At 38.2% G+C, this 23,005-nt stretch carries 22 protein-coding genes and 1 riboswitch; of the genes, 9 read left to right on the top strand and 13 right to left on the bottom strand.

Features of this window, described 5'->3' with window-relative positions; all coding sequences use genetic code 11:
• Positions 1-520: 520 nt before the first annotated feature.
• Positions 521-1,774: an NADP-dependent isocitrate dehydrogenase gene (gene icd, locus C0W29_RS06620; protein ID WP_045044891.1), complete on the bottom strand. Its 1,254-nt coding sequence runs from the start codon at positions 1,772-1,774 to the stop codon at positions 521-523.
• Between the two features lie 143 nt (positions 1,775-1,917).
• Here icd and rluE point away from each other — a divergent pair, with 143 nt between their 5' ends.
• The 6 genes from rluE (at position 1,918) to C0W29_RS06590 (ending at position 9,650) form a co-directional block, all read left to right on the top strand.
• Positions 1,918-2,568 carry a 23S rRNA pseudouridine(2457) synthase RluE gene (rluE, locus tag C0W29_RS06615; RefSeq protein WP_036793882.1) on the top strand — a complete coding sequence of 217 codons (651 nt, stop codon included), beginning with the start codon at positions 1,918-1,920 and terminating at the stop codon, positions 2,566-2,568.
• A 360-nt stretch (positions 2,569-2,928) separates the two neighbouring features.
• Positions 2,929-4,044 carry a tRNA 2-thiouridine(34) synthase MnmA gene (gene mnmA / locus C0W29_RS06610; RefSeq protein WP_045042849.1) on the top strand — a complete coding sequence of 372 codons (1,116 nt, stop codon included), beginning with the start codon at positions 2,929-2,931 and terminating at the stop codon, positions 4,042-4,044.
• A gap of 14 nt (positions 4,045-4,058) precedes the next feature.
• Positions 4,059-4,676 (top strand): high frequency lysogenization protein HflD, encoded by a 618-nt coding sequence (gene hflD, locus C0W29_RS06605; RefSeq protein WP_045042848.1) that lies wholly within the window; start codon positions 4,059-4,061, stop codon positions 4,674-4,676.
• A gap of 88 nt (positions 4,677-4,764) precedes the next feature.
• Positions 4,765-6,132: an adenylosuccinate lyase gene (gene purB / locus C0W29_RS06600; RefSeq protein WP_036793875.1), complete on the top strand. Its 1,368-nt coding sequence runs from the start codon at positions 4,765-4,767 to the stop codon at positions 6,130-6,132.
• A gap of 343 nt (positions 6,133-6,475) precedes the next feature.
• Positions 6,476-8,050, top strand: a complete 1,575-nt coding sequence (locus C0W29_RS06595) for an EAL domain-containing protein (RefSeq protein ID WP_045042847.1) — start codon at positions 6,476-6,478, stop codon at positions 8,048-8,050.
• Entirely contained in the window at positions 8,043-9,650 is a 1,608-nt protein-coding gene (locus C0W29_RS06590; protein WP_045044892.1) for a sensor domain-containing diguanylate cyclase, read from the top strand. The genes C0W29_RS06595 and C0W29_RS06590 overlap by 8 nt, the downstream gene beginning before the upstream one ends.
• 38 nt (positions 9,651-9,688) lie before the next feature.
• Here the strand turns inward: C0W29_RS06590 and oppF are convergent, their stop codons facing one another.
• The 10 genes from oppF to moaA all read right to left on the bottom strand — a co-directional run bounded on the left by oppF (position 9,689) and on the right by moaA (position 18,707).
• On the bottom strand, positions 9,689-10,675 hold the full coding sequence (oppF, locus tag C0W29_RS06585; RefSeq protein WP_045042845.1) for a murein tripeptide/oligopeptide ABC transporter ATP binding protein OppF: 987 nt from the start codon (positions 10,673-10,675) through the stop codon (positions 9,689-9,691).
• 2 nt (positions 10,676-10,677) lie between these two features.
• Entirely contained in the window at positions 10,678-11,640 is a 963-nt protein-coding gene (oppD, locus tag C0W29_RS06580) for an ABC transporter ATP-binding protein (protein ID WP_045042844.1), read from the bottom strand.
• Between the two features lie 128 nt (positions 11,641-11,768).
• On the bottom strand, positions 11,769-12,680 hold the full coding sequence (gene oppC, locus C0W29_RS06575) for an oligopeptide ABC transporter permease OppC (RefSeq protein WP_036796295.1): 912 nt from the start codon (positions 12,678-12,680) through the stop codon (positions 11,769-11,771).
• A 16-nt stretch (positions 12,681-12,696) separates the two neighbouring features.
• A complete protein-coding gene (gene oppB / locus C0W29_RS06570; RefSeq protein WP_036793867.1) occupies positions 12,697-13,617 on the bottom strand; it encodes an oligopeptide ABC transporter permease OppB in 921 nt (306 codons plus the stop codon).
• Positions 13,618-13,696: 79 nt separating this feature from the next.
• A complete protein-coding gene (locus C0W29_RS06565) occupies positions 13,697-15,328 on the bottom strand; it encodes an ABC transporter substrate-binding protein (protein ID WP_107174131.1) in 1,632 nt (543 codons plus the stop codon).
• 454 nt (positions 15,329-15,782) lie between these two features.
• Positions 15,783-15,944 carry a hypothetical protein gene (locus tag C0W29_RS21740; protein WP_162836322.1) on the bottom strand — a complete coding sequence of 54 codons (162 nt, stop codon included), beginning with the start codon at positions 15,942-15,944 and terminating at the stop codon, positions 15,783-15,785.
• A gap of 515 nt (positions 15,945-16,459) precedes the next feature.
• Positions 16,460-16,903: a molybdopterin synthase catalytic subunit MoaE gene (gene moaE / locus C0W29_RS06560; protein ID WP_045044893.1), complete on the bottom strand. Its 444-nt coding sequence runs from the start codon at positions 16,901-16,903 to the stop codon at positions 16,460-16,462.
• A 1-nt stretch (position 16,904) separates the two neighbouring features.
• Complete coding sequence (gene moaD / locus C0W29_RS06555) at positions 16,905-17,150, bottom strand: molybdopterin synthase sulfur carrier subunit (protein WP_045042842.1); 246 nt, start codon at positions 17,148-17,150, stop codon at positions 16,905-16,907.
• Positions 17,147-17,626, bottom strand: a complete 480-nt coding sequence (moaC, locus tag C0W29_RS06550; RefSeq protein ID WP_036793859.1) for a cyclic pyranopterin monophosphate synthase MoaC — start codon at positions 17,624-17,626, stop codon at positions 17,147-17,149. The genes moaD and moaC overlap by 4 nt, the downstream gene beginning before the upstream one ends.
• A gap of 91 nt (positions 17,627-17,717) precedes the next feature.
• Positions 17,718-18,707, bottom strand: a complete 990-nt coding sequence (gene moaA / locus C0W29_RS06545; protein WP_036793857.1) for a GTP 3',8-cyclase MoaA — start codon at positions 18,705-18,707, stop codon at positions 17,718-17,720.
• Positions 18,696-18,869, bottom strand: a riboswitch (molybdenum cofactor riboswitch). It overlaps the preceding gene by 12 nt.
• 184 nt (positions 18,870-19,053) lie before the next feature.
• On the opposite strand from moaA, the gene C0W29_RS06540 reads away from it, so the two are divergent.
• The 3 genes from C0W29_RS06540 (at position 19,054) to yvcK (ending at position 21,063) form a co-directional block, all read left to right on the top strand.
• The gene (locus C0W29_RS06540) at positions 19,054-19,281 is read left to right on the top strand and encodes a hypothetical protein (protein ID WP_036793855.1); all 228 of its coding nucleotides are present in this window, start codon (positions 19,054-19,056) and stop codon (positions 19,279-19,281) included.
• Positions 19,282-19,472: 191 nt separating this feature from the next.
• Positions 19,473-20,051 carry an LON peptidase substrate-binding domain-containing protein gene (locus C0W29_RS06535; protein ID WP_045042841.1) on the top strand — a complete coding sequence of 193 codons (579 nt, stop codon included), beginning with the start codon at positions 19,473-19,475 and terminating at the stop codon, positions 20,049-20,051.
• Between the two features lie 118 nt (positions 20,052-20,169).
• Positions 20,170-21,063 carry a uridine diphosphate-N-acetylglucosamine-binding protein YvcK gene (gene yvcK / locus C0W29_RS06530; protein ID WP_045042840.1) on the top strand — a complete coding sequence of 298 codons (894 nt, stop codon included), beginning with the start codon at positions 20,170-20,172 and terminating at the stop codon, positions 21,061-21,063.
• On the opposite strand, the gene C0W29_RS06525 is transcribed toward yvcK, so the two are convergent.
• On the bottom strand, positions 21,025-21,384 hold the full coding sequence (locus C0W29_RS06525; protein WP_045042839.1) for an Hpt domain-containing protein: 360 nt from the start codon (positions 21,382-21,384) through the stop codon (positions 21,025-21,027). The two genes, yvcK and C0W29_RS06525, sit on opposite strands and share 39 nt — an antisense overlap.
• The gene (gene luxO / locus C0W29_RS06520; protein WP_036793851.1) at positions 21,384-22,832 is read right to left on the bottom strand and encodes a quorum-sensing sigma-54 dependent transcriptional regulator LuxO; all 1,449 of its coding nucleotides are present in this window, start codon (positions 22,830-22,832) and stop codon (positions 21,384-21,386) included. Before luxO ends, C0W29_RS06525 begins: the two co-directional genes overlap by 1 nt.
• Between the last annotated feature and the right edge of the window lie 173 nt (positions 22,833-23,005).

Here is a 23,005-nt window from a genome sequence, read left to right as displayed (position 1 = left end):
CAATATTAATAGCACATTAAAGGGTGAGATTATCTCACCTTTTATTTATGAGATCGAAACCAAATTTTTAATAACTGATACAATATACCAATTACCTACCGACTTCGACAGTCATCTAAGGTTATTAGTTGCTCACGCCTAATTTTATCTCGTGATACTCATCCATAACAAAAAAAAACATCTTTTCCTTCAGCTGAGGATGAATAAAACACGCATAAAAAAACACAGTTAATCATTCTTTAAAATGCGACAACAAAACACCAAATAGTTAACAAAAAACACACATTTGTTTTGTTAATCTATCCTATGCCAAATTTAATTCACTGCCTATATCTAGATAGTTTTCTTATTCTATGTTTGAGAGTTAGCGCACGAGAGTATGATGCAGTTGATTACTTTACCTACATTTATGCTCCCTTTATCGAATATAATTTAATTTTTATTACCCTCTTAATACCCAACAATAAAAAAGGCCCAGCGAATGCTGAGCCTTAAGATATTTATTAGATTTATCTAATCGTTACATTTGCTCAATCATATCGTCAGCAAATTCAGAACATTTACGCAAATTAGCACCGTCCATTTGACGCTCAAAATCATACGTTACTGTTTTATTACTAATGGCCGCTTCCATTGAGTTGATAATTAAATCAGCCGCTTCTGTCCAGCCCATATGGCGCAACATCATTTCCGCAGAAAGAATTAATGAACCCGGGTTAACTTTATCTTGGCCTGCGTATTTAGGTGCAGTGCCATGAGTCGCTTCAAACAATGCCACACCGTCACCAATATTCGCACCAGGTGCAATACCAATACCACCAACTTGTGCTGCTAAGGCATCTGAAATGTAATCACCATTAAGGTTCATAGTTGCAATCACATCATATTCTTCAGGACGAAGTAGAATCTGCTGTAAGAAGGCATCTGCAATACAATCTTTAATCACAATCTCTTTGCCCGTTTTTGGATTCTTTAATGTCATCCAAGGGCCGCCATCAAGTAATTCAGCACCGAATTCTTGTAGCGCAACATCGTAACCCCAATCTTTAAACGCACCTTCAGTAAATTTCATGATGTTACCTTTATGCACTAAGGTTAACGAATCACGGTCATTATCAATAGTGTACTGAATTGCAGCACGTACTAGACGTTTAGTTCCCGCTTCTGATACTGGTTTAATACCAATACCACATTGTTGTGGGAAACGAATTTTAGTCGCACCCATTTCTTGTTGTAAGAACTGAATCACTTTATCAGCTTCTGCAGTACCCGCTTGGAATTCAACGCCAGCATAAATATCTTCTGAGTTTTCACGGTAAATAACCATGTCAGTTAACTCAGGACGTTTAACTGGACTTGGTACGCCATCAAAATAGCGTACAGGACGAACACAAATATAAAGATCAAGCTCTTGACGCAATGCTACGTTAAGAGAACGAATGCCGCCACCAACTGGGGTAGTTAACGGGCCTTTAATTGCAACTTTATATTCACGAATAAAATCAAGAGTTTCTTGTGGAAGCCATGCGTCATCGCCGTAGACTTGGGTTGATTTCTCACCGGTGTAGATTTCCATCCACTCAATTTTACGATCGCCGGCATACGCTTTCTTAACAGCAGCATCCACAACTTTAATCATTGCTGGACTTACATCGATACCGATACCGTCACCTTCGATGTACGGAATAATCGGGGTATTAGGAACAATCAATTTACCTTCAGCGTCTACTGTGATTTTCTGACCCGCTGTTGGTACAATTACTTTACTATCCATTTTAAATCTCCTGGCATCCATTTGTTATCATTTTGTAAGAGGCGAGCAAATCATACTTTAAATTTTATCAATACGTCAATTATGTAATTTTTCACGTATAATATGTCTGTCTAAATCATCAACTCTTACAACAGCACGTATTTATGAATCCAAACACCACAAATCGTCAACCTCTTCGTGCCAATAATGAGCGTAGAGCGTCAAGAAAAATAAATAAACCAAAGCGTCCCCGTGGCCCACAAAAAGTTATTTTATTTAACAAACCTTATAACACCTTAACCCAATTTTCAGGTGAACCAGGCGACAGTACTTTAGCTGATTTTATTCCAGTGAAAGATGTCTATCCTGCTGGACGATTAGATAAAGACAGTGAAGGATTACTGGTACTAACCAATGACGGTATTTTGCAAGCTCGACTGACACAACCTCAATCAAAGCAAGCCAAAGTCTATTGGGTGCAAGTTGAAGGAATCCCGACAGCAGAAGATTTACAGCAACTACGTGATGGAGTGACCTTAAAAGATGGCCCAACATTGCCTGCTGGAGTCGAAGTCATCGAATCGCCACAAATATGGGATCGCACTCCACCTATTCGAGAGCGTAAAAATATTCCAACAACATGGTTAGCGATTACCTTACGTGAAGGTCGAAACCGTCAAGTTCGTCGTATGACCGCCCATATTGGTTTTCCGACATTACGTTTGATTCGATATCAAATGGCGCAATGGACTGTTGCAGATTTAGCGCCAGGCGAGTGGAAAGAAATTACTCTTCCAGCGCCAATTCAAGCTTAATTTAGCCAGCACCCTATCAGCGCTCTATGGTTAACATCAGAGCGCATTATTACCTTCAGCACAGTAAAACTATTTTCCCCAACAAAAAACTACACATTTTTAGCGACATCCTCTATTATTGCGACAAATAGCAAACGATTGCTATTTGATTTAATCTAGACGATAATTATAAAAAAAGTGCTATTTTTTATCTATATTTCGGTTTTTAAATACTTTTTTTAATAACTCTTGTATTTATTTACGCCATCGCTGCCGTTAACGACTATTTATTGGAGTGTGATTCTGCTCCCGATCTGTTTCAGGCGCTGGGTTTCTGTTAGAATTACGCTCTTAACACTAAATTAGCGACAGTAGAGAAATATGTCTGATAACAGCCAAAAGAAAGTCATTGTCGGCATGTCCGGCGGTGTAGATTCATCGGTATCCGCTTACCTGCTCCTTCAACAAGGTTATCAAGTTGAAGGCTTATTTATGAAAAACTGGGAAGAAGACGATAACGACGAATACTGCTCTGCTGCAGAAGATCTCGCTGATGCACAAGCGGTATGTGACAAGCTTGGTATTACACTGCACACCATTAATTTTGCAGCTGAATACTGGGATAACGTGTTTGAGTACTTCCTTGAGGAATACAAAGCTGGTCGCACACCAAACCCTGATATTTTGTGCAACAAAGAAATCAAATTTAAAGCCTTCCTTGAGTTTGCCGACGAAGTGCTTGCAGCCGACTATATTGCAATGGGTCACTATACTCGTCGCAGTTTCCCGACAGTTGAAGGTGAAAAACCTCAAATGCTGCGTGGTGTCGATAACAACAAAGATCAAAGCTACTTCTTGTACACCTTAGGCCACGAGCAGATTGCGCGTAGTTTATTCCCTGTTGGTGAACTAGAAAAACCAGAAGTTCGTCGTATTGCTGAAGAGCAAGGTTTGATCACGGCAAAGAAAAAAGATTCAACGGGTATTTGTTTCATCGGTGAACGTAAATTTACTGAGTTTTTAGGTAAATACCTACCAGCTCAACCAGGTAAAATTGAAGTTGCTGATACCGGTCTCGTTATCGGCGAACACCAAGGCTTGATGTATCACACACTAGGTCAACGTAAAGGCTTACACATTGGAGGCCAAAAAGGCGGTAATGGTCTTGAAGACGCATGGTATGTCGTTGATAAAGATCTAGAACGCAATGTGCTTATTGTTGGCCAAGGTAAAGATCATCCACGTCTAAAATCAAACGGTCTGATTGCCTCTCAACTACATTGGGTTGATCGTCAACCGATCCGTGAAACAATGGCGTGCACGGTAAAAACACGTTACCGTCAGCAAGATCTTCCTTGTACTATCATCCCAATGGATGATGAAACTATTAAAGTAATTTTTGATGAGCCTCAAATTGCAGTAACACCAGGACAATCAGCAGTGTTCTATAACGGTGAAATCTGTCTTGGTGGCGGCATTATTGAAGAGCGAATTTAAAGGAGTTTTTGCGCGTGGCTTACTCTATTTATGATCGAACGATTGCGTTTGCAGGCATGTGCCAAGCAGTCAAATTAGTTCAAGACGTTGCCCGTAATGGCAATTGCGATTCAGCAGCATTAACCACAATGCTTAATAGCATTATGGCAACAGATCCAAGCAATACTGTAGGCGTCTACGGCAGCGAAGCTGATTTACGTATCGGTTTAGAATCAATGGTGCGCGATATTGATGGTTCATCATCAGGCAGTGAAATCACTCGCTATCTTGTTGGCGTAATGGCACTTGAACGTAAATTATCAGCGCGTCGCGATAGCATGGCACAACTTGGTGATCGAGTTGACACATTGAAACGTCAAACAACTCACTTTGAAATACTTGATGAACAAATGTTGAGTAATATTGCCAGTATTTACTTGGATATTATCAGTCCATTAGGACCACGGATTCAAGTATCAGGTACGCCAGCGCAATTACAACTGCCCCATGTTCAGCACCGAGTGCGTGCATTATTACTTGCCGCTGTTCGCAGTGCCGTACTTTGGAGCCAAGTCGGCGGTAAACGTCGCCATTTATTATTTGGTCGTAAGCAAATGCTAGAACAAGCAAAAATTCTGCTCGCTCGAAACTAAATTAACGCATTGCTAACTCCAATTCAGCCTGAAAAATCAGGCTGAATATCAATTTTGTTTTAACCCTCATAAACCAGGAGAGATCAACATGGAACTGTCAGCACTGACAGCTGTTTCCCCAGTAGATGGCCGCTACGGAAGCAAAACAAGCGTACTACGCAGTATTTTTAGTGAGTTCGGTTTACTAAAATACCGTACTATCGTTGAAATCCGTTGGTTACAAAAATTAGCCGCTACTGATGCTATCGTGGAAGTTCCTGCATTCAGCGCAGAAGCGAATGCTTTTCTAGATCGTATTGCTACTGAGTTTAGCGAGCAAGATGCACTTCGTATTAAAACAATCGAACGCACAACTAACCACGATGTAAAGGCAGTTGAATACTTCCTGAAAGAAAAAGTGGCAGAGATACCTGAATTACATGCAGTAAATGAATTTATTCACTTTGCATGTACATCAGAAGATATTAATAACCTATCACATGCATTAATGCTAACAGAAGCACGTAAAAACGTAATGCTGCCTGAAGTGCGTAATGTTATTGATGCCATTAAAGCACTAGCAAACGAATACCGTGATATGCCAATGCTAACTCGTACTCACGGTCAGCCAGCTTCTCCATCAACAATGGGTAAAGAAATGGCAAACGTGGCGTACCGTATGGAACGTCAATACAAGCAAATCGAAAACGTTGAAATTCTTGGTAAGATCAATGGTGCTGTAGGTAACTACAACGCTCACCTATCAGCTTATCCTGATATTGATTGGCACCAATACAGTGAAGAATTTGTGACATCATTAGGGATTACATTTAACCCTTACACAACCCAAATTGAACCACATGATTATATTGCAGAATTGTTTGATGCCTTTGCGCGTTTCAATACTATTTTGCTTGATTTTGATCGTGATATTTGGGGTTACATTGCTTTAGGTCACTTTAAGCAAAAAACAATTGCTGGCGAAATTGGCTCTTCAACGATGCCACACAAAGTTAACCCAATCGACTTTGAAAATTCAGAAGGCAACCTAGGCCTTGCTAATGCAATCTTTAATCACCTAGCACAGAAACTGCCTGTTTCTCGTTGGCAGCGTGACCTAACAGATTCAACCGTACTACGTAACTTAGGTGTTGGCTGTGGTTATGCAATTATTGCTTACACATCAACCCTAAAAGGCATCAGCAAGCTTGAACTAAACCAAGCAGCGCTAGAAGCTGAATTAGACCGCAACTGGGAAGTACTTGCAGAGCCGGTACAAACAGTAATGCGTCGTTACGGCATTGAAAAACCTTATGAGAAGCTAAAAGAGCTAACTCGTGGTAAGCGTGTTGATGGCGAAGGTATGCGCACATTCATTGATGGCCTAGAATTACCAGAGCATGAAAAAACACGCCTTAAAATGTTAACACCAGCTAACTATATTGGTGACGCTGTTAAGCTAACTGATCAGCTATAATATCCTCAGAGATAAAGCCAGTTAACGATAAAGGACGTTATTTATATAACGTCCTTTTTTATTAACCTAAAGTTGACAATTTATTGACGCTTCAATGACGATAGAAATAGAACTGTCTCTTATACTTTAGACTGCTGACTAAGAACATTCCTCTCGCAAATATATAACTTATTTCATATTCACTCTACTATAAAACAATGATCTGTAACTATATAAAAAATAATAAATAAAGCCTGATTTAATTTTTTATTGTTTTCATAACTCTTCAGAAGCATCTCTGATTTGTTTTTGCTATCTTAAATACGACAATTGGCAAATAAAATAAGAGTAGAGTTATTCCATCGTGACTATCAGACGTCCTTCAATTTCATTATATAGTATTGCATTAGTGATTTTACTTATCGCTATAGGTTTAGTGACGTTAGCACTTACTTCACAGACAGTTGGTCGTCAGCTGTTTAAATATAATCTCGAATCGTTTGAACACCAACGGTCAGAAAACTATTTACAAAGCATCCAGTCTACTTCTATTTTACTTGATAACCTTCAATATCATCTTTCTTATACCTGTGATAAAGAGGATATTTCAGAACTCGAGCGTGTCAGCTATTACTCATCACATATCCGTAGCATTAGCTTAGAAACCAACTCTGGTAAAGTTTGTGGTGATCACACTAATCTTAGTCAACTTTACGGCTCACCAACAAATAAAATACCGTTAAATAGTGAAGTTGTTGTTGTGGCAAATACCGATAACAGTGAATCAATTATTCAATACCGTAAAAAGGTTGTTGGCGGTACTATTACTGTCGATATAGCAAAACAACCAACTAACGCATTGCTAGCAGAAGCTTGTGATGAATGCTGGTTACAGGTTATCGAAGGTAATGGAGTATCGCTATATACAGGTAATACTGAGAATGCTTCAAAGACCATCTTTTCGCGTCCATTTACACAGAACCATGCCCTAAATAATATGGTTAAACCTATTTTATCAATGCCATTCCATAATAAGGCTTGGATAAAATATTACGTTACTCCAAGTGTTGTTGCTGACTATCGAGCCCATATTAAGCCGTTTTTACTGCTTATTTTAAGTGGCTTAATTTTTGTTATATTAGTGATGTTGTATCGTCGTTATCACAGCACCAGTATCATTAAATTCTTAATGCTCAATGCAATAAAACAAAACCATTTAGTGCCTTATTACCAACCTATTATTGATGCAGAAAAGAACATTACCTGTGGTTATGAGGTACTCATTCGTTGGGAAACTAAAAAAGGTAAAGTTATACTACCTGATGAGTTTATACCTCAATGTGAAGCTAATGGCGTCATTACACCATTAACATTCCAATTAATTAATACTGTTGCCCGTGATATTCGCAAACTAGAAATGCAACATGGTAAAGTACTACCCTATTATTTCAGTATCAATATTAGTGCTAGTGTACTTCAAGACCCTGAGTTGATTGATATTACACGTTCAGCGTTAGCTCACTATCATATTGCTCCGCATAATATTGCATTTGAATTAACTGAACGCTCACCCATTGATAATATTGAACAAGCAGAGCATAACTGTGCAAAACTAAATGCGATGGGTATTCAAATTAAATTAGACGATGTTGGTAATGGCTACTGTGACTTCTTAGCATTACAAAAACTACAAGCTACAACGATTAAAATAGATAAAATTTTCATTGATGATATTAACTCCTTAGCGGCAAATACTATCGTTAAATCATTAATTGCATTCGCTGAGAAAGCCGAGGTAGAAGTTATTGCTGAAGGTGTTGAAACAGAGCAACAAGCTAAAATATTGACTGACTTAGGTATTCGCTATCATCAAGGATTTTTGTATAGCAAACCAATGCCGTTTGATTCATTATCCAATGATAAAAACTTTAATGTCTAAACCTGAACAACATATATTGAAAAGTCGTAGTTCAATATGGCAAACTGATCATATCCTGTGCAAACATGATACGATCAGACGCTGTTTAATTCTTTTTTTTAATTTACTTATACTCACATTAATCGTTGGTTTTAGTTTACGTCAAGAAATAAACGAAACACGTTCATATGTGCAAGCAAACCTAAATCAAATAAAAGAATCAATAGATTCATTAGCATACAGAAACAAACGCTATGCTAAAACAGCAACTAAAGCCGTTGCTAATTTTGATAATCAATATCAAAAGCTACATGTCCTTGCCGATATTCATTATTACCCTAAATTAAAAGAATTTGGGTTTAATCGCGGCATTTATCCGAATAACTTATTCAATGGTAGTTTAGTTGGTCCTGGATTTCCTAACCAATTAATCCAAAAAGATACCCATTTATTTGCGGTATTAGATGAACTATGGGCTGAACAACAAACTCATCCGATTGTTTATAATTACTACTATGTTTCTCACGCATTAAAATACTTTTATCTATCATCTAAACTTCAATCAGATCAATTTAACACCACCAAAGAATTTTTTTCGACAGATCTTTACCGTAATCAACGCTCAACATCTCAACCGCTAAATGAATTGCAAGAAGGAATGTATTACACCTATCCTTATTTAGATTTTTTCTCTAAGGAAATGGTTGTCACCATTAAATCTCCAGTTTATAAAAATAATAAAATAGTAGGCGATATCGGTGTTGATATTCCAGTAAAATCCCTTATTAAATCAATAACATTACCGCCTAAATTAAAATCATCACTCAATTTCTATCTTTATGATAGTAATACAAAACAAAATTTTGAAATCTATAATGGCTATAGTAACTATCTATTACCATCGATTCCTGTACATACTAATTTAAATAAGCATACATTAATTTTTGCTGATATCTCACCATGGTTTTTTGTTAGCTTTGCGATAAAAATTATGATGTTAAGCATTTTGCTACTCATCACCTTAAATTACATGAATATAATATTAAAACGGCATAAATTTCAAAAACAACGTTATCAATTAGAAGCTTATACTGATTTACTCACTGGATTATTTAATCGGCGCGTGATGGATAGTATTGTTAAAGATATCGTTACTGAAAATAATAAAAATGCACAGTCCACTGCGATAATTGTGTTTGATGCCAATGATTTTAAAATAATTAATGATACTTATGGCCATGACATTGGCGACTTAGCATTAAAACATATTTCATCAACAATCAACGACATGACACGAGACAGTGATGTTTGTATTCGACTAGGCGGGGATGAATTCTGTATTGTTTTACCTAGTGCCGATTTAGAACAGGCATTATTAATGGCCGATCGATTAGAGTTAGCTATTTTTAGCGGATATTTTTGTCATTATAATATTAAAGTTTCAATTTCAACAGGTTGCACTGTTATTGAAGCAAACGAAAGCTTACATGATGCTTTAGTGCGTGCCGATCAAATTCTGTATAAAAATAAAGAAAATAAAGCTGAAAATAAAAAAGCGCTACAACAACAACTAAAAAATTATATTTTTAAATCACCGCCAAACTTTCCTAAAAATGAATAACGCACAGTTAATAGCTGTACGTTATTCATGCTTCAATATTAAACCTCTAAGCATGCAACAGCATGTTGATAGGTACCCTGTAGATCAGGCTTTTTCTCGGCACAAATAGCAACAGCTTTAGGGCAACGAGTACGGAATACACATCCTGATGGTGGATTCATCGGCGAAGGCAAATCACCTTCTAACAACTCAATATGTTTATTCCGTTCTAACTTCGGATCCGGAATAGGAACTGCCGACATTAATGCTTTAGTATAAGGATGCTGAGGATTAGCAAACAGTGCCTTACTGTCCCCCATTTCAACTGCATTGCCTAAATACATTACCAAAACACGATCAGAAATATGTTTAACAACAGATAAATCGTGGGCAATAAAAATTAAACTTAATCCCATTTCTTTTTGTAATGATTTAAGCAAATTCACCACTTGTGCTTGAATCGATACATCCAAGGCAGATACTGGTTCATCACAAATAATCATCTTAGGCTTTAAAATCAGCGCCCGCGCAATCCCAATTCGCTGACATTGACCTCCTGAAAACTCATGTGGATAACGATTGATTACGTTCGGTAATAATCCGACTTTAGTCATCATCGCCTGCACTTGTTGTTTCACTTCATCTGCTGTTAATTGGCTATAAAATGCTTTTAATGGCTCAGCAATAATTTCCCCTACAGTCATACGCGGGTTTAACGATGCTAATGGATCTTGGAAAATCATCTGAATTTGTTTACGTTTTTCACGTAACGCACTGTGATTAAGTTTAGTCAGATCTTGTCCTAGCCAGACCACTTGGCCATCAGTTGCTTCCACTAAGCCAATGATCGCACGCGCAAACGTCGATTTACCGCAGCCTGACTCGCCAACAACACCTAAAGTTTCACCTTCATAAACACAGACATTGATCCCATCAACGGCTTTTAATTTTGAAGGTTGGCTCCAAGGCCATGCCGATTTAGAAGCAATATTAAAGTGTACTTTGAGGTTAGTAATATCTAATAATAATTTCTTTTCAGTCTGCATGACTACGCTCCCATATCAGCAAAACAAGCACGTAATCTATCTTGTGCGAACGGCATTAATATTGGTGATTCTTGCTTACATTGAGACAATACACGATGGCATCGATCTTGATATGGACACCCAACAGGCAGACGTAATAAGTTAGGTGGGTTACCTGGAATCGTCGGTAGATCTTCACCTTCAGTATCTAAACGTGGAATCGCACGTAACAATCCTTCAGTGTATGGATGGCTAGGACGATAAAAAATATCATTAATATCGCCATATTCCATAGTACGTCCAGCGTACATCACCAACACTTTGTCACAACTTCCCGCCACCACACCTAGATCATGAGTGATCATAATGATCGAAGTATTAAAGTCCGATTTAAGATCATTTAATAACTCCATGATCTGTGCTTGCACAGTAACATCAAGTGCCGTTGTCGGTTCATCAGCAATTAACAACTTTGGTCGACATAATAATGCCATAGCAATCATTACACGTTGACGCATACCGCCTGAAAACTCATGGGGATACATTGTCATACGCTGACGTGCTTCTGGAATTTTAACCGCATCCAACATTCTTACTGATTCTTCAAATGCTTGAGCTCTGCTCATACCTTTATGTAGCATCAGCACTTCCATCAATTGCTCGCTGACCTTCATATAAGGGTTTAATGACGTCATTGGATCTTGGAAAATCATCGCTATTTGTTCAGCACGGATACGATTTAATTCTTTTTCCGATAAATTTAAAATCTCACGGCCTTCAAATTTAGCACTACCACTAATAATGCCGTTCTTGGCTAATAAACCCATAATCGCAAACACGGTTTGACTCTTACCTGAGCCTGATTCCCCAACAATACCTAAGGTTTGGCCTTGTTCTAGTGAGAAATTTAAATCATTTACCGCAGTAACATTGCCATCAGGAGTGGTAAATTCAACCCGTAAGTCTTTAACTTCTAATAAACTCATACTACTTCCTTGTTCTCAACAATAAGCACCGTACATTCGCTTCGGTTATTATTTATTATCAAGTGAATGATGTTGGCGATACCCATTTTATTACTATAATTAGCAATAAAATGGGTCGCTGCTTATTTCTATCTATCTTTAGGATCTAACGCATCACGCAAACCATCACCGACATAGTTAAAACAGAACAACGTGATGACCATAAATCCAGCAGGAAATAATAACTGCCAAATCGCAACTTCCATCGTTTGTGAGCCTTCATGCAGCAGTGCTCCCCAACTTGTCATCGGCTCTTGTACCCCTAATCCAAGGAAACTTAAGAAAGATTCAGTTAAAATCATAGCGGGTACAAGTAAGGTGGAATAAACGGCAACAATACCTAAAACATTTGGCACAATATGACGGGTAATGATCCGCCAGCGACTAACACCACACACATGCGCCGCTTCAATAAACTCTTTACCACGTAACGACAAAGTTTGACCACGAACAATACGCGCCATATCAAGCCAAGAAATGGCACCAATAGCGATAAATATCAGCATGATATTACGACCAAAAAAGGTCACTAATACAATCACAAAAAACATAAATGGAATCGAGTACAGAATTTCCAATATCCGCATCATTATTCGATCAGTTTTACCACCAATAAAGCCTGATGCTGCGCCATAAAGTGTGCCGATAACCACCGCAACTAAAGCGCCTAATAAACCAACCATCAGTGAAATTCGACCACCGACTAATGTACGGGTATAAAGATCTCGCCCCAAACTATCAGTACCGAAAAAGTGCCCCTCAGCCCCTAATGATGGTGCGGCATGCAACGCATACCAATCGGTATCATCAAATGCATATTGGCTCACCATTGGACCAAAAATCACTGCCAGTGTAATCAACCCTAAAATGACTAACGACACCATCGCCGCTTTGTTACGAAAAAAACGTGAACGCGCATCTTGCCATAAACTACGCCCTTCAATTTCAAGGCTTTCTGAAAATTTCTCAAGCGCTTCAACATTATCTTTTTTTGTTAAAATCATAATTATCAGCCTCTTAATAACGAATTTTAGGATCGATCATCGCTAACACAATATCGACAATGGCATTGAAGATAATCGTTAACGAACCAATCAAAATCGTAATTCCAAGTACTAACGAGTAATCACGATTAAAGGCCGCATTGACAAATAGCTTACCGATACCAGGTAAACCAAAAATAGTTTCAATAACAACGGAGCCAGTAATAATACCGACGAAAGCAGGCCCCATGTATGACACCACGGGTAAGAGCGCTGGGCGTAAAGCATGCTTTAAAATAATGTGTCGATAACTCAATCCTTTTGCACGAGCAGTGCGAATAAAGTTACTGTTTAAGGTTTCAATCATGCTGCCACGAGTAATACGCGCAAACGTAGCGACATACAGTAAAGCCATACCTAACATTGGCAGAATAACAAATTTTAATGATCCATCTTGCCAACCACCAGCGGGAAGCCACTGTAAGTTAATCGCAAAAATATAAATCAATACTGGTGCGAGGATAAAAGAAGGCATAACCACCCCCGCCATCGCGGTAGACATAATGGTATAGTCAAGCCAAGTATTTTGTTTTAATGCGGCAATTGTGCCAACCGTTACTCCCATCACCAATGCAAAGATAAACGCAAAAAATCCAATTTTGGCAGAAACAGGTAAAGCTTTAGAAACTAATTCGTTAACTGTGAAATCTTTATATTTAAATGAAGGGCCAAAATCCCCTTGAACAATGTTACCTAAATAGGTGGTATATTGTTCAAACACTGGTTTATCTAAGCCATATTTTGCTTCAATATTGGCAAGTACTTCCGGTGGTAAAGGGCGATCTGAGGTAAAAGGGTTACCGGGGGCGAAGCGCATTAAAAAAAATGAGATGGTGATCAATACCAAAAGTGTCGGTATCGCTTCAAAAATCCTTTTAGCAATGAATTTAATCATATAAAGCTACCGTATTTGCTGTGCATGCGAGTGCTGCCTTCATGATAGAAGGCAGCTAATTATTATTATGAAAGGTGTACTATTTAGCGATAAAGTACATATCTTTAGAATAGATATTATCTTCAGGGTTTTTCATTGGGTAACCGCCTAACTGAGGGTTAACCAAACGCGCATTTACATAGTGATAGATAGGCATTATTGGCATATCTTGCGCTAGGCTAGCTTCTGCACGTTTATAATCGGCAGCACGTTCAGCAGCTGTTGGAGCAAGAATGGCGTCATCAATTGCTTTGTCGTAATCAGCGCTAGCGTATTTAGGATAATTTTGTGTATGACCTGTACGCATAATCGCAAGGAATGTTGACGCTTCATTATAATCGCCACACCAACCAGCACGAGACACATCAAAGTTACCTTGACGCTTACTGTCTAAATAGCTCTTCCACTCTTGGTTTTCTAATTGTGCCTCAACACCCAAACTTTTTTTCCACATCGATGCAATTGCAACAGCAATCTTCTTATGGTTTTCAGAGGTGTTGTACAATACTTTAAACGTCAGTGGATTATCTTTGCTATATCCAGCAGCCGCTAATAATGCTTTCGCTTTTTCTAAGCGCTGCTTTTGATTTAATTGCGCATACTCAGGCATATCAACATCAAGCCCGTTAGTTGCTAATGGGGTAAAGTTATATGCAGGAGTTTCACCTTTACCTACAATAAATTTCGCCAGTACATCACGATCAATCGCGTAAGATAATGCTTTACGCACATCACTATTATCAAATGGCTTACGCGCTGTATTAAATTCGTAGTAGTAAGAACATAAGTAAGGCGTCACTTTCACATCTTGCGGATATTCTTTGGTTAAACGCTTGAAATGCTCATTTGGCATTTCATAAGTCATATCCACTTCACCGGCAAGGAAACGGTTCATTGCAGCAACTTGGTTTTCAATCGGTAAAAATGTCACTTTATTGATAACCGTATCTTTATTATTCCAGTAATTATTATTACGGGTTAATACAATACGTTCATTTACAACCCAGTTATCTAATTTATAAGCACCATTGGAAACATAATTACCAACCTTGGTCCACTGATCACCAAATTTTTCAATGGCATTTTTATTAACTGGTTTCATTGATGTATGTGCAAGCATTGCCGCAAAATAAGATAACGGCTTATCTAATGTTACTTTTAAGGTATGAGCATCAACAGCTTCAACACCTAATTTCTCCGGTGATTGTTTACCTGCAATAATATCTGTGGCATTGGCCATGGTGGTCATTTCAAGATATGACGCATAAGGAGAAGCTGTTTTTGGATCAGCCAGACGACGCCATGTATAGACGAAATCATCAGCATTTACTGCATCGCCATTCGACCACTTAGCATCATCACGTAGATGAAAAATCCACGTTTTGTTATCCGTTGTTTCCCACGATTTAGCCACACCAGCAACCAAGTTACCCTCAGCATCTTGATTAACTAATCCTTCAAGCAAATCACGAATAACATTAGATTCAGGGACTCCTGATACTTTTTGTGGATCAAGAGATTCTGGCTCAGTGCCATTAGCACGTACCAACTCTTGTTTATCAGCTAATTTAATATCTGCGGGAACTTGTGCTGCAAAGGTTGAAAAAGAAGGAAGAGCAACAACTAAACCTACACCGAGTAACAAAGCTTGAGTAATTTTATTCTTATACATGCATTAACTCCAATACATCAATTTATAACATCCATGACATTCTCAGCAGGTCATATTAATTAATAACAAAATAGTTGCTCTCAATCCTAGAGAACAGCCATCAAACCGAAGAATTGTCTAAAACATTAACAGGAGTTATATTAATTTGCCACAAACAGACAAATAAAACACATTTCATACTAAACATTTAGTTAACAACAGTTAACATTGACTAGATCAATATCATCTTCGTAGGTTTTTACACCTATTATTGGTAAGGTTAAAGCTATTAATATTATCGAAAAATGCTCAGAAGTGGTTTTTTACGGTTATAATTTATACATCGACACTAAATCAGAATATAAAACCAGTAAAAGTCTGCATAACCAAACATAACCTAAACGATTTCGTTACAAATTAGACACAAAAAAGGCACTACCTAAGTAATGCCTTCTTATATGATGTTGCATAATGTTTACTTACTTTCGCTATCTAGTTTAATTAACTGCTTATCTTGACTCACAGCTTGCTCTTTTTGTTCCAGTAATAACTGTTCTTCATTGTCATGGTTATTATCATTAATTCCAATATCAGCCATCATCTGTTTGATTCTTTTGCAAGGTATACGTTTATGCATTGCCAACCTCTCCGCTGTTAAATGATGCCAGCAGACCTTCCGCTATCACTTCAACTACTTGGCCTTATACCAGCTAAAATACATCACTTTTTAAATATGGCACATCAACCGTAATCTCACCGCGTAATTAACCATAATTTCGCGTATTAATAACAAAAGGATCTTAAAAAGATAACAGATAGATTATTTTAGCAAACAACATCATAAGCTAGTAAAGATCCTATAATTTAGCCAATAAGCTCGCTACTATTTAACCACTAAGAAATATATCCTGTACTAAGGCATATTTATTAGTAATACCTCTGTCATTTCATACGGTGAGAATAAGAGTACATTTATGAGACCCACAGGCTGCATTTCACGACCAAGTCCATCCCGTTTTCGCACAAGTTACGTTCCGACTACAACGGCAAATCGAGATAAGAATAAAAATAAAAAATAGTATTTATCGTTAATGTTTACCTATAAAAAAAAGGAGCTAATACTAGCTCCTTTTTATATAAATCATTACGTTATTATGACCATCTATCTGCAGCAGAATTATCGGTTTCACGAGCATCCACCCACCGACTTTCCAACGGCGTCTGTTCTTTCTTCCAAAACGGTGCGCGCGTTTTTAAATAATCCATGATAAATTCGCAAGCTTCAAATGCAGCACCACGATGAGCACTTGTTACACCAACAAAGACTATTTGATCACCTAAATCGAGATCACCTACGCGATGAATCACCCGTGTTTGCAATAACGGCCAACGGCTACGCGCTTGAACAACAATTTCTTGTAAAGCTTTTTCTGTCATACCAGGATAATGCTCTAACGATAAACCAGTAACAGTATCACCTTGATTAAAATCGCGAACTTTACCAATAAAGGTAACGACTGCCCCAGCTTCGTTACCTTCACTAAGCTTGGCATATTCATCAGCAACAGAGAAATCGTCATGCTGTACTGAAATCATATTAACCCCCAGTTACTGGCGGGAAAAAAGCAACTTCATCACCGTCTTTAATGGCTGTGTCTAAGCGACAAATAGTTTGATTAACGGCAACCAGTAATTTTCCAGACTCTAATGCTAACTGCCATTTATCGCCACGAGCTAATAACGCTTGACGTAGATCATCAGCCGTTGCAAATTCCGCAGTAACCTCAAGTTCGGCCACACCGACTAACTCTTTAATTTGAGCGAAAAATAATACTTTAATCATGCTTCAACCTTAAAGTGACCAGATTTACCGCCTGTTTTCTCAAGTAATCTTACTTGGCTAATGATCATATCTTTTTGAACGGCTTTACACATATCATAAATAGTTAATGCTGCAACAGATGCCGCAGTTAACGCTTCCATTTCAACACCTGTTTTACCCGTTAGCTTACAGCAAGATTCAATCCGAACTTTATTTTCAGCAGGAATTGCTTCTAATTGAACTTCTACTTTAGTCAGTAGCAATGGGTGGCATAGCGGAATTAAATCCCATGTTTTCTTTGCCGCTTGAATGCCTGCAATACGTGCTGTTGCAAACACATCACCTTTATGGTGCTGACCTGAGACGATTAATGCTAATGTTGCAGGTGCCATATGCACAAATGCTTCTGCGCGTGCTTCGCGTACAGTCTCAACTTTTGCGGATACATCAACCATGTTAGCTTCGCCTGAAGCATTAATATGGGTAAACTGATTCATTTTTTATTCCCAATAAAAGCGATAATTTAAGCACAATCGATAATTATTTCTCGACTGCTAATTTATTATTTCTCATCGTTCTTCGTACAATCTAGCCGCCGATAGATGCAAGATTTGGTGTCATTCCTGTTTTACCTTCATCTAAGAAGTGGCTGACGGCTTTAGTATTTAAACTCGCTTGAATACGCTCAATAAGCTGTGGTTGTTGGCTATCATCAGCCAGTAAGTCACGTAATTCGACACCATCCTCACCAAAGAGACACAGATGTAACTTACCTTTCGCCGAGATACGAAGACGATTGCAGCTTTCACAAAAATTCTTTTCATACGGCATAATCAGCCCTATTTCACCAATATAATCAGGGTGATAAAAAACTTGTGCTGGGCCGTCATTATTGCTTTTTACTTTTAATAGCCATCCATTAGCAATGAGATGGTTACGAATGCTCACACCAGAAACATGATGCTTACTGAAAAGGCTATCCATTTCACCAGTTTGCATTAACTCGATAAAACGGAGCTGAATCGGACGCGTTTTAATCCACTCTAAAAACTTAGGCAGTTCTTGAGAATTCAAATCTTTAAGTAAAACAGTGTTGATCTTTACTTGTTCAAAACCAGCGTCAAAAGCAGCGTCAATGCCTTCCATTACCTGATGAAACATATTTTCACCGGTAATTTGATAAAACATTTTAGGGTCTAAGCTATCAACACTGACATTAATGTGTGTTAATCCAGCTTGACGCCATTCATGAACATGCTTTGCCATACGGTAGCCATTGGTGGTCGTCGCCACCTTGGTGATACCAGGCTGGCTCGCAACGGTACGAATAATATCGGTAAAATCACGACGTAAACTAGGCTCACCGCCTGTAATACGTACTTTAGTTGTACCACAATCAGCAAAAGCAGCCGTAACCCGATGAATTTCATCCAAAGTTAAAAAAGAAGGTTTCTTTTTTTCTGTTGGTTGGTAGCCATCAGGCAGACAATAAGTACATTTGAAGTTACACACATCGGTAACTGAGAGTCGTAAATAATAAAATTTACGGTGAAAACTATCTTCTAATTGTTTGGCCACGGAACACCTTTCCAAATGCGGGAGGCCAGTTCATTTCTAAACCAACCCTGGTGACATTATGTCACTGGCGTTAATCACTTATTGACTATTGATTCTTCCCTTATGGATCAATCAAACAGCGCGTAGCAACTTAGTGAAAAAAGCTCGGAGTTATGGCAGTTATGCACATCAGTCGTTGATGAACTATTAATGTTACACAACGGCATTTCTTATTTAAAAGTATCAGAGTTTTTCGAAAATTGACAAATAACTGAAAAAAACAGGCTGACATTCTACCTTTCGAGCAGAAACACGACAATACTAGTTAGGTATTTAACGTTAAAATGATCTCAATAGTGGAGGATTTATGTCCAATATAATCGAATCTGCGACATTGAATGATATTGCACTTTATCTGCAACGAGAAGAAAGTCTTGATTCAGATTCTGCTCAGGCAGCAGCTCAACAAGTATTAACTAACTTCATCGAAATGCGCAATAAAGGCTTAATTAAGGGATGGTACTTTGATGATTTAGGCCATTTAGAATTATTGCCCACTGACAGTATTCAATCGTGGATTGATCAAACTAAGTAGTCAACTAAGCATAATGGTTTTTATTTTGCGCATAAATATGATCGAGGAGTGATCACTTTTAGCAAAAAAAATCAAATTATGATTGTTTAATTATGTACAATCAGTTAGTTGATTTATTCATGGGGTTTTTATACGACTTCGGCATCAGACTTGCTCGCCTACAAAAGAAGACATCTAATAAAGTAGTGCCCATGACAACTTTAAATATCCCTTTGTTATTTCAAAAACGTCACATCCTTCCTACAGGGCGGATGCCACTTTATTTATCGACAATTACGCATTCAACGACACTGAAAGCCATTTTATTATCAAAAATAGGCATCGGTATCTGCATGTTTAGCAATAAATCATCACAGCGAAGATTATATCATATAGGCACTAGGGTTACGATTGAAGACTTTAATCATGAACCTAGTAACCACTTAATTACATTGCATGTTTACGGACAAGACCCCTTTAAAATTGCGACAATTGAACAAGATAACAACGATATTATATGGGGAAAATGCCAACAACTACCTCGATGGCCTCAACAAGAAATAACCATTGAACAACAGTTACTATCAACACGATTACAACTTATGTTTCACAAGCACCCTGATCTACACAAATTACATCATCAACAAGAATTTGATAATTTAAGTTGGTTATGTCAGCGCTGGCTTGAAATATTACCCGTACCAACACAAGAAAAACAAACCTTACTCAACCGCCCTGATTGCCTTCATGCCTGTGACTACCTAATGAGTATGATTAAAACCCACCATTAACTCACCCCGTCAATAATTAATCACATTACTCACGTTTAAATGAATATTAACCAATAAATGCACTAACGCGTATCATTTGTTAAAATATATTCATAAAATAATAATTAGAACAAATATTATGTCTACAAAGAGTACAACAACACGTATTGTTGCCATTGGTGGCGGTCATGGGCTAGGTCGTGTTTTATCATCCCTATCCGATTATGGTTCACAAGTAACAGGCGTAGTAACAACAACGGATAACGGTGGCTCTACGGGTCGTATTCGCGCTTGTCAGGGAGGGATTGCGTGGGGAGATATGCGTAATTGTATTAATCAATTAATTACAGAACCATCAATTGGCTCCATGATTTTTGAATATCGTTTTCGAGGTAATGGCGAACTTAATGGCCATAACTTAGGTAACTTGATGCTGACAGCACTTGATAATCTTTGTATTCGCCCTCTTGATGCCATTAATCTTATTCGCGATATGCTACACGTGAAGCCTCATATTATTCCGATGTCTGAGCACCCTTCTGATTTAGCAGCAATAACTTACGATGGTAAAATCATTAATGGTGAAACCAGTGTTGATGAATTAGCTGAAATTCCGAAACGACTTTATTTAGAGCCAGCCGTACCTGCAACTAAAGAAGCAGTAAATGCTATTATGGATGCAGATATCATCCTCTTAGGTCCTGGCAGTTTTTTAACCAGCATTATGCCAGTATTACTGTTGCGTGAGATCGAGCAAGCATTGAAAGTGAGTACGGCAAAGATTGCTTTTATTACCAATCTAGATAAAGAAAAAGGCCCAGCCGGAGAGATGAGCCTTGAAACCATGTTACATTGGTGCGAACGTGCAATGGCTGGAAGAGTAATAGATACTATTATTACTGATGAACATCAGCCACAGCTCGCACCTCATTATCAACAGATGGTATTAGATTTAGCCTCTAATAATCATGAATGGCGCCATGACCGTAACAAATTAAAGCATGCGGTTGATCGTCTCATTGCTACCTGCTAATTGCTTATATTCTACAGCCATCCCTTCGACCATTTGTCTAAATTGAGGCAAATGGTCAATCATCCAGTCATCTTGACCTTGTCTAACTCGGTATTCGCATTCTTGTGCCATTAATGCCAAATTATCTGCGCCAAAACTTGCTGCACTACTTTTAATAGCGTGACTAATTTCTCCGATTTGATTTACTGATGGCTGACTTGATAGTTTTTGAAAATACTGCTCAAGTTCATTACTAAATACATTCAGTAGTATCACTACGGTTTCTGCACCGACCTCATCAGCCAATCTTTTCAATGTTTCAACATTTATATTGGTTGCCATTAATCAATCTCCCTACTACCCGCAGTCTCTTGCCAAGTTTGTAACTTACGATAAATTGTCGATGGACTGACTTCTAATAATCCAGCAGCGCGAGGAATATTACCGTCACAAGCATCAATTGCCCATTGAATAGCGCGTTTTTCTACTATCCAAAGTGGTTCAATCTTATCTTTCTGTATTTCATCAACAAATGACGTACTCACTGTCGACGTTAACGTATTCAACTGTGGATAGATCGACATAGGAGATGCAAGTTCTGCACCAAAGATAGCATTTATTGGAGGAGGTACCATCTCTTTAGTCACTTCTTCTGCAGTATTTAATACGACAATATTACGAATAATATTCTGCAATTCACGTACGTTACCAGGCCAAGAGTAGGACTCAAGTAATTGTAAGACCTCTTTTGAGAAACGACTAAAATTTTTACCTTCCTCTAACGACATTAACCCAAGCAATGCATGAGCAATTTCTATTATATCGTCACCGCGATCACGCAAAGGTGGTAACGTAATCGGTATTACATGCAGCCGATAATAAAGATCCTCTCGAAAGCGCCCCTCCTGTACTTCTTGCCATGGATTCCTGTTCGTGGCACAAACAAAACGTACATCGACTCGAGATGTTTTTGATGAGCCGACTTTTTGGTATGTTCCTGTTTGAATAAAGCGTAACAATTTACTTTGTAAGTCCAAATCCATTTCACAAAGCTCATCTAACATTAAGGTGCCATGATGTGCCATTTCTACCGCACCTTGACGCTCTGTAGATGCACCAGTAAATGCGCCTTTTACATGACCAAATAATTCACTTTCAATCAGCTCTTTGGGAATCGCAGCACAATTTAAGGCAATAAATGGTTTATCGTGTCTAGGACTCGCGGCATGAATAGCCTCTGCACAGACTTCTTTACCCGTTCCACTTTCACCCGTAATAAATACCGTGGCTTTACTTGATGCTGCTGATTCAATAACACGATACACGGCTTGCATGGGTAAACTGTTACCAATAAACCCTTGATATTGCGCGCCATCAGATTGTTTAGAAGGAGTATTAGGCGATGATTTAGTATTACCTTTAAATACATTATTAACTGTTATTCGTAGACGATCAGCTTCACAAGGTTTAATTAAAAAGTCTTGAGCTCCTTGTCGAATAGCATCAACTGCAATATCGATTGACCCGTGGGCTGTCATAATAACGATAGGAATATTGCCGTGTTGTTGTCGAACTTGTTGTAATACCTCCATGCCTGTCATGTCTGGTAAACGAAGATCTAATAAAATTAAATCTGGAATAATATCTTTTACAAAACTAAGTGCTTCTTTACCTGTCCCCACAATACTAACATTGAGTCCGAGGGGGTTTAGATAAGATTTATATAAGGCAGCCACTGACGCAGTATCTTCAACCATTAACACTTGGCGTTGTCGTGTAATGCTTTCCATCGCTCCTCCAAAAACGAACCCCTTAAACTAATTGTAATCAATACAACAGAAACTGGGTTCCTAATTTGTATTTTTTATATTATGCCAGATAGCTTTGCATAATGATTCGCATTTTGCGAAAACATTCTTTTTATGCGCACCTAAAACGATAAATAAAGACAACAACTTCAGCA

Origin of the sequence: Photobacterium kishitanii, from assembly GCF_003026355.1 — a bacterium.
Lineage (GTDB): Bacteria > Pseudomonadota > Gammaproteobacteria > Enterobacterales > Vibrionaceae > Photobacterium > Photobacterium kishitanii.
This window is presented reverse-complemented; position numbering and strand designations above follow the sequence as displayed.

Bases quoted from the DNA above. Each gene is read 5' to 3' on its own strand.
- icd (WP_045044891.1), bottom strand. From the start codon at position 1,774: ATGGATAGTAAAGTAATTGTACCAACAGCGGGTCAGAAAATCACAGTA.
- rluE (WP_036793882.1), top strand. From the start codon at position 1,918: ATGAATCCAAACACCACAAATCGTCAACCTCTTCGTGCCAATAATGAG.
- mnmA (WP_045042849.1), top strand. From the start codon at position 2,929: ATGTCTGATAACAGCCAAAAGAAAGTCATTGTCGGCATGTCCGGCGGT.
- purB (WP_036793875.1), top strand. From the start codon at position 4,765: ATGGAACTGTCAGCACTGACAGCTGTTTCCCCAGTAGATGGCCGCTAC.
- C0W29_RS06590 (WP_045044892.1), top strand. From the start codon at position 8,043: ATGTCTAAACCTGAACAACATATATTGAAAAGTCGTAGTTCAATATGG.
- oppF (WP_045042845.1), bottom strand. From the start codon at position 10,675: ATGCAGACTGAAAAGAAATTATTATTAGATATTACTAACCTCAAAGTA.
- oppD (WP_045042844.1), bottom strand. From the start codon at position 11,640: ATGAGTTTATTAGAAGTTAAAGACTTACGGGTTGAATTTACCACTCCT.
- oppB (WP_036793867.1), bottom strand. From the start codon at position 13,617: ATGATTAAATTCATTGCTAAAAGGATTTTTGAAGCGATACCGACACTT.
- C0W29_RS06565 (WP_107174131.1), bottom strand. From the start codon at position 15,328: ATGTATAAGAATAAAATTACTCAAGCTTTGTTACTCGGTGTAGGTTTA.
- C0W29_RS21740 (WP_162836322.1), bottom strand. From the start codon at position 15,944: ATGCATAAACGTATACCTTGCAAAAGAATCAAACAGATGATGGCTGAT.
- moaE (WP_045044893.1), bottom strand. From the start codon at position 16,903: ATGATTTCAGTACAGCATGACGATTTCTCTGTTGCTGATGAATATGCC.
- moaD (WP_045042842.1), bottom strand. From the start codon at position 17,150: ATGATTAAAGTATTATTTTTCGCTCAAATTAAAGAGTTAGTCGGTGTG.
- moaC (WP_036793859.1), bottom strand. From the start codon at position 17,626: ATGAATCAGTTTACCCATATTAATGCTTCAGGCGAAGCTAACATGGTT.
- C0W29_RS06540 (WP_036793855.1), top strand. From the start codon at position 19,054: ATGTCCAATATAATCGAATCTGCGACATTGAATGATATTGCACTTTAT.
- C0W29_RS06535 (WP_045042841.1), top strand. From the start codon at position 19,473: ATGACAACTTTAAATATCCCTTTGTTATTTCAAAAACGTCACATCCTT.
- yvcK (WP_045042840.1), top strand. From the start codon at position 20,170: ATGTCTACAAAGAGTACAACAACACGTATTGTTGCCATTGGTGGCGGT.
- C0W29_RS06525 (WP_045042839.1), bottom strand. From the start codon at position 21,384: ATGGCAACCAATATAAATGTTGAAACATTGAAAAGATTGGCTGATGAG.
- luxO (WP_036793851.1), bottom strand. From the start codon at position 22,832: ATGGAAAGCATTACACGACAACGCCAAGTGTTAATGGTTGAAGATACT.